General features: G+C 38.8%; 13 protein-coding genes. 1 reads left to right on the top strand and 12 read right to left on the bottom strand.

The window, feature by feature from the left end:
• Positions 1-6 precede the first annotated feature (6 nt).
• A complete protein-coding gene (locus ASU31_RS08885) occupies positions 7-420 on the bottom strand; it encodes a hypothetical protein (protein ID WP_057931999.1) in 414 nt (137 codons plus the stop codon).
• Positions 421-556: 136 nt separating this feature from the next.
• Between ASU31_RS08885 and ASU31_RS08880 the strand changes: the two genes are divergently transcribed.
• Entirely contained in the window at positions 557-1,117 is a 561-nt protein-coding gene (locus ASU31_RS08880) for a DUF4230 domain-containing protein (RefSeq protein ID WP_057931998.1), read from the top strand.
• Positions 1,118-1,306: 189 nt separating this feature from the next.
• On the opposite strand, the gene ASU31_RS08875 is transcribed toward ASU31_RS08880, so the two are convergent.
• From ASU31_RS08875 to ASU31_RS08820, 11 genes are all read right to left on the bottom strand, one after another.
• Positions 1,307-1,657 carry a cupin domain-containing protein gene (locus ASU31_RS08875; protein WP_057931997.1) on the bottom strand — a complete coding sequence of 117 codons (351 nt, stop codon included), beginning with the start codon at positions 1,655-1,657 and terminating at the stop codon, positions 1,307-1,309.
• 137 nt (positions 1,658-1,794) lie between these two features.
• On the bottom strand, positions 1,795-3,045 hold the full coding sequence (ilvA, locus tag ASU31_RS08870; RefSeq protein ID WP_057931996.1) for a threonine ammonia-lyase IlvA: 1,251 nt from the start codon (positions 3,043-3,045) through the stop codon (positions 1,795-1,797).
• A gap of 282 nt (positions 3,046-3,327) precedes the next feature.
• The gene (locus tag ASU31_RS08860) at positions 3,328-4,488 is read right to left on the bottom strand and encodes a 2-isopropylmalate synthase (protein ID WP_083488690.1); all 1,161 of its coding nucleotides are present in this window, start codon (positions 4,486-4,488) and stop codon (positions 3,328-3,330) included.
• Positions 4,489-4,498: 10 nt separating this feature from the next.
• The gene (gene leuB, locus ASU31_RS08855; RefSeq protein WP_057931994.1) at positions 4,499-5,590 is read right to left on the bottom strand and encodes a 3-isopropylmalate dehydrogenase; all 1,092 of its coding nucleotides are present in this window, start codon (positions 5,588-5,590) and stop codon (positions 4,499-4,501) included.
• Positions 5,591-5,732: 142 nt separating this feature from the next.
• Positions 5,733-7,202: an ATP-binding cassette domain-containing protein gene (locus ASU31_RS08850; protein WP_209434976.1), complete on the bottom strand. Its 1,470-nt coding sequence runs from the start codon at positions 7,200-7,202 to the stop codon at positions 5,733-5,735.
• A complete protein-coding gene (gene leuD / locus ASU31_RS08845; protein WP_057931992.1) occupies positions 7,202-7,786 on the bottom strand; it encodes a 3-isopropylmalate dehydratase small subunit in 585 nt (194 codons plus the stop codon). The genes ASU31_RS08850 and leuD overlap by 1 nt, the downstream gene beginning before the upstream one ends.
• Before the next feature lie 66 nt (positions 7,787-7,852).
• Entirely contained in the window at positions 7,853-8,206 is a 354-nt protein-coding gene (locus ASU31_RS08840) for an antibiotic biosynthesis monooxygenase family protein (protein WP_057931991.1), read from the bottom strand.
• Between the two features lie 32 nt (positions 8,207-8,238).
• Positions 8,239-9,651: a 3-isopropylmalate dehydratase large subunit gene (gene leuC / locus ASU31_RS08835; RefSeq protein WP_057931990.1), complete on the bottom strand. Its 1,413-nt coding sequence runs from the start codon at positions 9,649-9,651 to the stop codon at positions 8,239-8,241.
• Between the two features lie 105 nt (positions 9,652-9,756).
• A complete protein-coding gene (ilvC, locus tag ASU31_RS08830; RefSeq protein WP_029276477.1) occupies positions 9,757-11,238 on the bottom strand; it encodes a ketol-acid reductoisomerase in 1,482 nt (493 codons plus the stop codon).
• A gap of 133 nt (positions 11,239-11,371) precedes the next feature.
• Positions 11,372-11,836: a DinB family protein gene (locus tag ASU31_RS08825; RefSeq protein ID WP_057931989.1), complete on the bottom strand. Its 465-nt coding sequence runs from the start codon at positions 11,834-11,836 to the stop codon at positions 11,372-11,374.
• A gap of 18 nt (positions 11,837-11,854) precedes the next feature.
• Positions 11,855-12,244, bottom strand: coding sequence for a glyoxalase superfamily protein (locus ASU31_RS08820; RefSeq protein ID WP_057931988.1), 390 nt, complete (start codon positions 12,242-12,244; stop codon positions 11,855-11,857).
• Positions 12,245-12,299 lie beyond the last annotated feature (55 nt).

The raw sequence follows: 12,299 nt of genomic DNA, 5'->3' as shown, positions 1-12,299 counted from the left end.
TAAAATTTAATTTCCAGCATAATCAGAAGGAATAATAACAACTTTTACCAAAGTATTATAGTTAGGTGGAACTGTAGCTGTTAAATTATTAGTATCCTGAACATCAAACCTTAAACCTCCATTAGAAACTTTATAGCTAAAAGCATTGTAATTGAATGTATAAGGTAATTGGATATCACCATTTGGATCACTAGGGTGCTCAAAATAGACTAGAACACCTTCATCATCCAACGTTACCCCATCAATGGCAGCTAGCGGCTTACTTACAGAATAGCTCCCATTGGCATTGCGTAGCCATTCATTAGAATTAATCGTAAAGTTATACGTTTTGGCCCTTAACTCTTGATAGACAGTTTCTTTTTTGCAGGAAGCCAGACCTAGTGTGGCGATGCAAAGCATTAAGATGGTAAATTTTTTCATGTTGATTAGTTTTTATTTGTGTGTGTGATATTGCTATTACAAATCTGTTGCCAAAAAAATATAATTGGAGATTTATGGATTAATTATTGTGCAACAGATTAAATACACAAATGTTGGTACCCTATTTTTTTAAAATATGAAGCTCTTTTTTCGTCTCTTACCCTGGTTAATTTTAATCGTTGCGGGTTACTTATTTATCTCCAAAAAGTTTAGCATCAATACCTCTGTAGAGAGCAAACATCAGCTTCTGGTCGAAAAAATTGAGGCCATTGGTAAATTGGAGCTGGTAAGGTACCAGATCAGCGATGTTTTAGAACACAAAAATAAAACAGACTTTTTACCCGAAGCCAGTGTTTTATTGATTGTTAAAGCCGAAGCAGTAGGCTGTATCGATTTAACCAAAATTACACGTGAAGATATTGATATTGATGCGGACACCGCTGTAGTAAATTTACCACAGCCCGAAATATGTTATGTAAAAATCGATCATAAAAACTCCCGGGTTTATGATACAAAAATGGCTTTCTTCCGAGAAGCCGGTTTGGTAGATGAAGCGTATAAAGCAGCCGAAAGACAGGTAACTGCTGAGGTTAAAAAATCGAGTATTTTAGCACAGACTAAAACCAATGCTACAACAGTACTTAAACCGATTATCGAAGGATTGGGCTATAAGAATGTGAGGTTTACCTTTGAATGAGGTGGAAGGTAAAAGGTTTAAGGCGGAAGGTTCCTAGCGATCGACACACTAGATCCCGTCATCCCGACCGGAACGCAGTGGAACGGAGAGATCTGCCTCGAGACAGATTTAGCTTTGCTGAGCCTGCGGGTTCTCGACTGCGTTGCACCCGATAGCTATCGGGTCCGCTCGAAATGACGGCCATCGGTTTTATTTCAAAAAATCTTCCCGATGCGGATTAAAAATATCGATCAATAATCCAGCTTCTAAACAAACAACGCCATGAAATACATTTGATGGGGCAAAGAAAACATCGCCTTCGTTTAAGATTTTCTTATCATCACCCATGCTAACCTCAAAACTTCCTTTTGCTACATAACTCATTTGCAAATGAGGATGATTGTGAATGGTACCAATAGCGTCTTTTTCAAATTCTACCTTAACCAGCATCAACGGGTTATCATAAGCCATAATTTTGCGTTTAACGCCTGCTCCTAAATCTTCCCAATCAATATCGCTGTCAGAAATTAATGCTTTGTTGCTTAGGTCTTTGAAATTCATTTTTCTTTATTAAAGATGTGTCATGTTGAGCTTGTCGAAACACTGTGATTGTCCTTCGACAGGCTCAGGATGACAAAGGAATTAAATTATACTTTGTGTGCTTTGTGAAAAACTTTCCGCCCTTTGCGGTTAAACCATTAAACCAAATACTCAAACAAAGTCTGGTCCTGGTTTAGTTCAATAATTTCGAATTTAAAATCTTTCATGCGTTGTAATAAACTTGCATAATCGTTTTTATTAGAAAGTTCTATACCAACCAATGCAGGACCATTTTCTTTATTTGTTTTTTTAATAAACTCAAAACGGGTAATATCATCCTGTGGACCTAAAACCTCATTCACGAATAACTTTAAAGCCCCTGGTCTTTGCGGGAAACGTACAATGAAATAATGTTTTAAACCTTCGAAAAGCAAAGATTTCTCTTTAATCTCCTGCATGCGCTCAATATCGTTGTTTCCACCGCTTACGATACAAACTACCGTTTTGCCGGCAATCTGGTCTTTAAGCTGATCTAATGCTGCAACAGAGAGTGCTCCTGCAGGTTCAACAACAATGGCATCTTCGTTATACAATTTTAAAATGGTCGTACAGATTTTTCCTTCAGGGATTAAATGCATCTGATCTAACAGTTCCTTACAATATTCGTAAGTGATATGGCCAATTCTTTTTACAGCTGCACCATCCACAAAGCGGTCTATTTCATCTAAGGTAAACGGACCACCATATTCCATCGCTGTAACCATTGATGGTGCACCTAGCGGCTCAACACCAACCAATTTCACTTCGGGTTTAACGGTTTTCATGTAAGCACTCACGCCTGATGCCAAACCGCCACCACCTACAGGCATTACAATAATATCTAAATCAGGTAGGTCTTCATAAATCTCTACACCAACAGTTGCTTGCCCTTCAATTACTTTTTCATCATCAAAAGGAGGAATAAAAGTGGCTGATTTTTCGGCACTATAGGCCAGGGCTTCTTTTAAACAATCATCAAAAGTATCGCCAACTAAAACCACTTCAACATTGTCGCCACCAAACATGTAAGTCTGTTTAACCTTTTGTTTCGGCGTAATTTCCGGCATAAAAATCACCCCTTTAATGCCAAGTTTCTTGCATGAATAGGCCACACCTTGCGCGTGGTTACCTGCACTTGCACAAACTACACCGTTAATTAATGCATCTTGTGGCAATGTGCTAATTTTATTGTAGGCACCACGTAATTTGTATGAGCGTACAATCTGCAGGTCTTCTCTTTTCAAATAAATGTTGGCATTGTAATGAGCAGAAAGTCCGGCATTAAACTCTAAAGGCGTACGTTTTACTACGCCTTTTAACCGTTGCGATGCAGATAAAAAATCTAATGTATTCGGTGTTGTAGTATTCATTGTTGTAGTATCAAGTAGAGAGAATCAAGTATCAAGACTGATATTCTCTTATATATTTTTTTGTAAAGCAGGGTTTGGCATTCCATCGGAGGCAGCTCTCCTGCTTTACATTTTATTTCGCTGCGCTCATTCCATCCGATAGCTATCGGATCAGGTTTAGGGAGCAAGGTTTGTGTTTCAAACTTAAATCCTCCCCCTGCCCCCTCCAAAAGGGGACACCCCTCAAAGTTTTTAAGGCAATTCGCCACTTGCTTTTAGTTTTAGTCTTTAACCTTTCAGCTTTTACGCCAAATGCAAAGCAACCAATTGGTTTAAATCGTAATCGTTAATGCCTTGTTTGCTATCGGCTAAAACCAAAAATTGTTTGTAAACAATATCTAAATGATCTTTTTCCAATTTATGGCCTAAACGGTCTAAATGGTGTTTTAAAGCATGGCGTCCGCTTCTTGCCGTTAATACAATCGTTGCGTCAGGGAAACCAACATCTTCTGGTTTAATAATTTCATAGTTTTCACGGTTTTTCAAGAAACCATCCTGATGAATGCCTGAACTATGCGAAAATGCATTTCCACCAACAATTGCTTTATTAGGTTGAACAGGCATATTCATCTGGTTACGCACCATATGGCTCATTTCATAGAAACGGGTAGCATCAATTTGAGTGTTTAAGCCTAAAATCTTGTGTGTTTTCAAAATCATGACGACTTCTTCCATGGATGTATTGCCTGCGCGCTCTCCGATGCCGTTTATCGTACATTCTACCTGGCGGGCACCATTCTGTAAGCCTGCGATAGAATTCGCTGTAGCCAAGCCTAAATCGTTGTGGCAATGCACAGAGATAATGGCTTTATCGATATTTTTTACATTCTCTTTTAAGAAAAGAATTTTCGAGCCGTATTGGTCTGGTAAGCAATAACCGTTGGTATCTGGAATATTTACTACAGTTGCACCAGCAGCAATTACCGCTTCAACCATTTTGGCTAAAAACTCGATATCTGCACGGCCGGCATCCTCTGCGTAGAATTCAACATCTTCCACAAATTTTTTCGAGTACCTTACGGCTTCAACAGCACGTTCTAAAATTTCTTCGCGGGTGCTGTTAAATTTATGTTTAATGTGGAAATCAGATGAACCAATCCCGGTGTGGATACGTGGCCTTTTCGCATAACGTAAAGCATCTGCAGCAACATCGATATCGTTTTTATTTGCACGGGTTAACGCGCAGATAATCGGGTTGGTAACTGCTTTTGATAACTCAATTACGCTATTAAAATCTCCAGGACTAGATACCGGGAAACCAGCTTCAATCACATCAACACCTAAAAGCTCAAGTGATTTAGCGATTTCTACTTTTTGGTTTGTATCTAACTGGCAGCCTGGAACCTGCTCCCCGTCACGCAATGTCGTGTCGAAAATATAAACTTTGTTTGGGTCGTGAATCATAATCTTAAGTTTAGGAAGTGATTAATTTTTGTGATAAGAATTTAAGAACCAATTTGCCCATTTCGGCTGTGCCTAAAACTTTAAACCGGTTTGTATTTTGGTCGGCAATGTCATGTGTTCTAAAACCTTCTTTCAATACCTGGTCGATGGTGTCAACCAATAATTTAGCTTCTTCTTTTAGTCCGAAGCCAATTTCTAACATTAATGCAGCCGATAGGATAGAGGCTAATGGGTTAGCTAAATCTTTACCTGCAATATCATGTGCAGAACCGTGGATCGGCTCGAAGAAACCTGTGCTTTCGCCAACAGATGCCGAAGCCAGCATACCCATCGAACCTGCAATCTGTGAAGCCTCATCTGTCAAAATATCTCCAAATAAATTGGCCGTTAAAACCACATCGAATTTTTTAGGGTTTTTGATCAACTGCATGGCTGCATTATCGATAAACATGTGCTCTGTTTCTACATCAGGATATTGTTTTGCAATTTCCTGAACGGTTTCGCGCCATAAGCGAGAACTTTCTAAAACATTTGCCTTATCTACCGAACATAATCTTTTATTACGTTGCTGTGCGGCCTGGTAAGCTTTATGCGCAATGCGTTCTACTTCATAACGGTGGTAAATCATTAAGTCTGAAGCAGTATTACGGTCCTCAGAGCGAATTTTTTCACCAAAGTAAACATCACCCGTTAATTCGCGGAAGAACAAAATATCGGTTCCTCTTAAAATTTCCGGTTTGATGCTCGATGCCTGAAGAAGTTCATCAAATAGTAATATGGGGCGGAGATTAGCGAATAAACCCAGTTCCTTACGGATTTTTAACAGACCTTGTTCTGGTCTAACTTTTAAACTTGGGTCGTTATCATATTTGGCGTGGCCAATGGCTCCAAAAAGGATAGCATCACTTTGTCTTGCTTTTTCTAAAGTTTCATCTGGCAAAGGCTCGCCGGTAACTTCAATAGCCGCATGGCCCATTAAAGCTTCTTCGAACACAAATTCATGGCCAAAAATTTCGGCAATTTTCTCTAATGCTGCTTTTCCCCAAGTGGTAACTTCGGGTCCAATACCGTCTCCAGGTATTACTAAAATGTTCTTCTTCATTGTTGACTCCTCTTTTGCCGCTACAGTTTTTACCAGAGATTTTCACAGATAAACATAGATTGATTTTTGCCATGGTTCGTGTCTTTACGGGCCATTAGATTTTTATCTGTGTCCATCCTTTTTATCCGTGGTTAATTTTGCATCAGCTTAATATTTCTGTGTTTAAACTTTCGACGACTTTTACCTCGCCTTTTTCTAACAATATTCTTTTTTCTATGCAGGTTGGCAGCTGCGATTCAAAATGGCCAACGTAAATTAAGGTCATCCCGTTGCTGCACAGTTCATCAACCAATTGGTTAAAATGTTTTGTTTGCTGTTGGTCTAAACCCTGGCAAGGCTCATCCAGAATTAATAGTTCCGGATTTTTTATAATCGTCCGCGCTAATAATACCAATCGCTGTTTACCGAGTGGAAGTGCGGTTAATAATTCATTTTTGTTTTCGGTTAATCCAAAATATTCAATCAGCTCATCAACTTGTGCTCTTTTGCTATAAGGCAATTGCTGAAACAGGCCTACGGTATCGTAAAAGCCCGAAGCAATGCACTTCCAAACAGTTGAGGTGGCATCGAAGTACCAATGAAACTCTGGTGATATTAAACCAATATGCTGCTTAATATCCCAAATGCTTTCGCCACTTCCTCGCCGGTTGCCAAACAAATAAAGCTCGTTGGCATAAGATTGGGGGTGATCGCCGTTTATTAAACTCAATAAAGTAGATTTTCCTGAGCCATTAGGGCCTTGCAATAACCATTTTTCGCCAGCTTTAACTTCCCAGTTGATGTTTTTTAGCACCTGTTTTTCGCCATAGCTGATGTTTACATCAACCATTTTTACCATATCATTTGATGAGTAAATTGGCGACTCCTTTAAAAAAGCGGGTATTTTCTTTTTGTGTATTTCAGGTGAAAGGTCTCCAATTTCTCTTGAAAATGAGCTTACAATCTGCCCGTCTATAATCTCCGCAAAAGAATCAATGCTTTCTGGAAATTCTAAATCGTTACAGATTAAAATTAATTGTACACCTTCTGCTGTAATCTGCTCCAAAAGCGTATTCAGGTTTTTGCGCGATGCTGCATCTAAACCGGTATAAGGCTGATCGATAATTAACAATTGGGGTTTTAACCATAAGGCTTTAACCAATTGCAGTTTTTTATGCTCGCCGCTTGATAATTCGATTAGTTGTGAACTCGCAAAAGTAGCAAAGCCCAGTGCTTCTAAAATGGGTTCAACCAAATCGAAATGAAGTCCTTTTTCTTTGCCGTAAGCTACCAGTTCTGCATGTACAGTTAAAGTATCATTGGCCTGTAAGCTGGTGTAGCGTTGCTGATAATAAAAGTTTGCAACACCTTCGAGGTTTTTAAACTGATACCAGCTTTCTACAAATAAAACTTCGGCCGGTAATTTACTTTGGGCGTTGTAATTGATTTCAATACTACCCTGAGAAGGAATTAAACCCGCAATCGCTTTAGTCAAAGAAGTTTTTCCGCTGCCACTTTCGCCCCATAAAACCCAGTTTTGGCACACATTTACTTCCCAATACAAATCCTTTAGTACCGCTTTATTGCGGTAACTTAAGTTTAGGTTTTGTATGTAGACAAATGGTTTAAGCATTATTTTGTCTGTTCAAATTCTGCGATTAACTCTTTTTGTGCCAAGATGAAATCGATATCATCATAACCGTTTATCAAACACGATTTTTTGTAAGGATTGATCTCAAATGATTCTTGAGCACCAGTTTCTACAATGGTAACCGTTTGATTTTCTAAATCAACTTCTAAGGCCGATTTTGGATTGTTGTCAACCGCTTTGAAAATCTGCGCCAAAAATTCGTCACTTACCTGAATGGGTAATAAACCATTGTTCAAGGCATTTCCCTTAAAGATATCGGCAAAGAAACTGCTGATAACCGCGTCAAAACCAGCATCTTGAATAGCCCATGCAGCGTGCTCGCGACTACTGCCACAACCAAAGTTTTTCCCTGCCACTAAAACCTGGCCGCTGTAGGTTGGGTTGTTCATCACGAAATCAGCTTTAGGCTGGTTATCGTTTTCATAACGCCAATCGCGGAACAAGTTTTCACCAAAACCCTCGCGGGTAGTCGCTTTTAGAAACCTCGCCGGGATAATCTGGTCGGTATCGATGTTCTCTATATTTAAAGGCACTACTGCCGATGTTAATTTTGTGAATTTTTTCATGTCAATTAGTATCAAGTAAGGAGTACCAAGTAGCAAGACTTGTATTCCACTTTTTATCTTTATTCTTTAAGCCTTACAACCCTCTACTATCTCAAAGTGTTCAACTGTTGGGAAAGGATCATAAAAGTGATGTAATAACTTTTTCCAATCCTGGTATTCTGCGGATCCTCTGAAACCTTCGGTATGTGCCTCCAGTGTTTTCCAGTTTACCAGCAGGATATATTTATTTTCTACCTCTACGCATTTTTGAAGCTGATGTGAAATGTAACCTTCTATAGAAGAAATAATTTTTTGTGCCTCGCTAAAAGCTTTTTCAAAATCAGCCGATAACCCGGCTTTTACATTTAATATGGCAACTTCTAAAACCCCCAACCCCCTTGAGGGGGCTTTTGATTGAGTACTGGTAGTATTATTATTCATAGTGCTAAAGTCCCCTTCAGGGGATTTAGGGGTTAACCTTCTACCTTATCCAGCAAATCCCTTACATCGGTAATTTTTCCGGTTACGGCTGCTGCTGCTGCTGTAAGTGGACTGGCCAATAAGGTACGTGCATTTTGTCCTTGTCTGCCTTCAAAGTTTCTGTTTGATGTAGATACACAATATTTACCTGCAGGGATTTTATCTTCGTTCATTCCTAAACAGGCACTACAGCCAGGTTCGCGTAATTGGAAACCAGCAGCTTCGAAAATTTTATCCAAACCTTCATTTTTAGCTTGTTGCTCAACCTGTTTCGAACCTGGAACAATCCAAACGGTAACGTTATCAGCTTTGCGTTTGTCTTTAACAAAATCGGCAACTTCGCGCAAATCTTCAATACGTGAGTTGGTGCAGCTTCCGATGAACACATAATCAACCGGTTTCCCAATTAATGAAGAATCGTCATCAAAGCCCATATAATCTAACGCTTTCTGGTACGAAAGTTTTTCTTTTTCGGGTTGTGCACCAGTTGCCGGAATATGTTCCTGAATACCCATGCCCATTCCAGGGTTGGTACCATAGGTAATCATAGGTGCAATATCTGCCGCATCGAAAGTTAAAACACTATCGAATTTCGCATCAGCATCGCTATATAATGTTTTCCAATAAGCTAAAGCTTTATCCCACTCTTCGCCTGCTGGAGCAAATTCTCTTCCTTTAATGTAATCGAAAGTAGTTTGATCTGGTGCAATTAATCCACCGCGTGCACCCATTTCGATACTCATATTACAGATCGTCATGCGGGCTTCCATACTTAAAGCTTCGATTGCCGAACCTGCATATTCTATAAAATAACCTGTACCGCCAGCAGCAGAGATTTTGGCAATAATGTATAAGATAATGTCTTTAGCACCAACACCTTTTCCAAGTTCGCCATTTACCTCAATTTTCATGGTTTTAGGTTTCGACTGCAATAAACATTGCGTTGCAAAAACCTGCTCTACCTGCGAAGTACCGATACCAAATGCAATGGCACCAAAAGCACCATGGGTAGAGGTATGGCTATCGCCGCAAACCATTGTTTTACCAGGTAAGGTGATACCCAATTCAGGGCCGATAACATGTACAATGCCTTGAAAAGGATGCCCTAAACCGTACAGTTCTACACCGAATTCTGCACAGTTTTTCGTTAACATATCTACCTGATAGCGCGAAAGCTCCTCTTTAATTGGCAACAATTGATTTAACGTAGGTACATTATGATCGGCTGTTGCTACAGTTTGCTTCGGACGAAAAACAGGTAATCCTCTTTTACGCAAACCATCAAATGCCTGCGGAGAGGTTACCTCGTGTATTAAGTGTGTATCAATGTATAAAATATCAGGAAATCCTTCTTCACTTTTTACAACGTGAGCATCCCAAATTTTTTCTACTAATGTTTTTGACATTTCGTTATTATTTAATGTTTGTCAGTCTGAGCTTGTCGAAGACTTTTTCTTTATAGAAACAAAAAGAATTCCTTCGACAGGCTCAGGATGACATTCTTTTTGTTTCTATGCTGTTTTAATTGCTTTCATTGCAGTCATTGCTTTACGCAAGGTTGCTCCAATTTGTTCTACCTGGTGAGAGCGGATAGCCTCGTTGATATCAATTAATTGTCTGTTATCAACAGCGCCATCTTTACCTTCGTTGAAGTTTTTACCAACTAAATCAGTATCTACTTTTTTCATGAAATCACCCAAAAGTGGTTTACAAGCCTGATCGAACAAATAACAACCGTATTCAGCAGTATCAGAAATAACACGGTTCATTTCGAACAATTTCTTACGCGCAATGGTGTTGGCAATAAGTGGTGTTTCGTGTAACGATTCGTAGTAAGCCGACTCTGGTTTAATACCAGCTTGTACCATGGTTTCGAAAGCCAATTCAACACCAGCGCGAACAAAAGCAACCATTAAAGTATAGTTATCGAAATATTCTTGCTCACCGATTTTAACGTCACCAGCAGGCGTTTTTTCGAAAGCGGTTTCGCCAGTTTCAGCTCTCCAAGCCAATAGGTTTTTATCACCATTTGCCCAATCTTCCATCATGATACGGCTAAATTCGCCACTCATAATGTCATCCTGGTGTTTTTGGAATAATGGACGCATAATATCTTTCAATTCTTCCGAAATTTCGAAAGCTTTGATTTTAGCTACATTACTTAATCTGTCCATCATGGCCGTAATACCACCTTGTTTTAAGGCTTCGGTAATTACCTCAACACCATATTGAACCAATTTAGAAGCATAACCTGCATCGATTCCTTTTTCTACCATTTTATCGAAAGACAGGATAGAACCTGTTTGCAATAAACCACAAAGGATGGTTTGCTCGCCCATTAAATCTGATTTTACCTCAGCTACGAAAGATGATTTTAATACACCAGCTCTGTGACCACCTGTACCAGCACAATATGCTTTTGCCTGTGCCAATCCTTTACCTTGAGGATCGTTTTCAGGGTGAACTGCAATTAGGGTAGGAACACCAAAACCACGAACATATTCTGCTCTAACTTCGCTACCTGGGCATTTAGGCGCAACCATAATAACGGTTAAATCTTTACGGATCTGCATACCTTCTTCAACGATATTAAAACCGTGAGAATATAACAAAGTAGCACCTTCTTTCATTAAAGGCATAATTGCATTTACAACAGCGGTATGTTGTTTATCTGGAGTAAGGTTAATTACTACATCTGCATTTGGAATCAGTTCTTCGTAAGTGCCAACTGTAAAATTGTTTTCGGTTGCGTTTTTCCACGAATCGCGTTTGCCTTCAATTGCTTCCTTACGTAAAGTGTAGCTTACATCTAAACCACTATCTCTTAAATTTAAACCTTGGTTTAAGCCTTGTGCGCCACAACCTACAATTACCAGTTTTTTACCTTTTAATGCGCTAACGCCATCTAAAAATTCAGAACTGTCCATGAAGTCGCAAACACCTAATTGGTTTAATTTTTCTCTAAGAGGTAATGTGTTAAAATAATTTGCCATTGTTTTTTATTGGTTAATTTCTATTTAATTATCGTTATATATTCTTTTTTCCTTCGGGTTGGTTACAAAGATGAGGTGATTCACTGATTTTTTTATTATCGGTTCATATCTCATCTGTTTTACATCTCCCATTTTATACCAGTTTCTTCAGTGCCCATGCATAACCTTGGTGTACATTATCGTGGCCAATAGTTGTGATCAGAATTTCTTCAATGCTGTTCATCTGTACGCCATAGGTAGCTGTTGTAAAAGGAGTGATGCTCGAAAATTTTCCATTTGCATAATCTTCTTTTATTTTTTCAATGCTCTCTAATGCTATGGCTTTCAATTCTGCTACTTCTTCTTCTGTTACGGTGTAAGTTGGCTTCGTATCTTTTTTATAATACTCGTTAAATTTTACCGAAGCAGCATCTTGTAATACACCTGTACGAACATAACAAAGCGTTTGCGTGCTCACTACAATATGGCCAAAGTTCCAGATGATGTTATTGTTATAACCATCTGGAATTTTATTCAATTCTTCGATTGTTAAATCATCTATTAACTTAATAAATGCCTTGCGTGAGTTTATTATAAAATCAAATACCTCGTTCATCATATTATAATTCGTATCTATCTAATTATTGTTTTGTTTTTCTGCTTCGGTTAATTCTTCGTTAAATGTAATCTTGTTAAAGAACGGATCGTTTACTGTTACAGCCCAGGTTCCGTAAAAAGTTTTCTCCAAACCTGGCCTGTTGTATTTGTACTTTTTGTCTATAATTTCTTTATGAAATGCTTTTAAACCTGTACAGTCAATATGTATATGTGCACCCGGAGAACTATCTCCGTGATGTTCGCTCAAATGTAATTCAATGCCATCTAACGAAATCTGCATATAAACAGGGGTATTTTCTTCAAAAGTATGTTCCCAGTCTATTTTAAAGCCCAGCCAGTTTACATAAAATTCAACTGCTTTATCGTAATCGAATATTCTTAAAATTGGTATGGCTTTATTGCATTTCATATTAATGTTGTTTTAACCGCAAAGGGCGCCAAGCTTTACGCAAAGGTCGCTAAGC

The sequence above is a fragment of the Pedobacter ginsenosidimutans genome (assembly GCF_001442625.1).
Lineage (GTDB): Bacteria > Bacteroidota > Bacteroidia > Sphingobacteriales > Sphingobacteriaceae > Pedobacter > Pedobacter ginsenosidimutans.
This window is presented reverse-complemented; position numbering and strand designations above follow the sequence as displayed.

What these genes read in the sequence shown, in the direction of transcription:
- ASU31_RS08880 (WP_057931998.1), top strand. Translation starts at nt 557, where the DNA reads ATGAAGCTCTTTTTTCGTCTCTTACCCTGGTTAATTTTAATCGTTGCG.
- leuD (WP_057931992.1), bottom strand. Translation starts at nt 7,786, where the DNA reads ATGAAAAAATTCACAAAATTAACATCGGCAGTAGTGCCTTTAAATATA.
- ASU31_RS08850 (WP_209434976.1), bottom strand. Translation starts at nt 7,202, where the DNA reads ATGCTTAAACCATTTGTCTACATACAAAACCTAAACTTAAGTTACCGC.
- ASU31_RS08875 (WP_057931997.1), bottom strand. Translation starts at nt 1,657, where the DNA reads ATGAATTTCAAAGACCTAAGCAACAAAGCATTAATTTCTGACAGCGAT.
- ASU31_RS08825 (WP_057931989.1), bottom strand. Translation starts at nt 11,836, where the DNA reads ATGATGAACGAGGTATTTGATTTTATAATAAACTCACGCAAGGCATTT.
- ASU31_RS08840 (WP_057931991.1), bottom strand. Translation starts at nt 8,206, where the DNA reads ATGAATAATAATACTACCAGTACTCAATCAAAAGCCCCCTCAAGGGGG.
- ASU31_RS08860 (WP_083488690.1), bottom strand. Translation starts at nt 4,488, where the DNA reads ATGATTCACGACCCAAACAAAGTTTATATTTTCGACACGACATTGCGT.
- leuB (WP_057931994.1), bottom strand. Translation starts at nt 5,590, where the DNA reads ATGAAGAAGAACATTTTAGTAATACCTGGAGACGGTATTGGACCCGAA.
- ilvC (WP_029276477.1), bottom strand. Translation starts at nt 11,238, where the DNA reads ATGGCAAATTATTTTAACACATTACCTCTTAGAGAAAAATTAAACCAA.
- ASU31_RS08820 (WP_057931988.1), bottom strand. Translation starts at nt 12,244, where the DNA reads ATGAAATGCAATAAAGCCATACCAATTTTAAGAATATTCGATTACGAT.
- leuC (WP_057931990.1), bottom strand. Translation starts at nt 9,651, where the DNA reads ATGTCAAAAACATTAGTAGAAAAAATTTGGGATGCTCACGTTGTAAAA.
- ASU31_RS08885 (WP_057931999.1), bottom strand. Translation starts at nt 420, where the DNA reads ATGAAAAAATTTACCATCTTAATGCTTTGCATCGCCACACTAGGTCTG.
- ilvA (WP_057931996.1), bottom strand. Translation starts at nt 3,045, where the DNA reads ATGAATACTACAACACCGAATACATTAGATTTTTTATCTGCATCGCAA.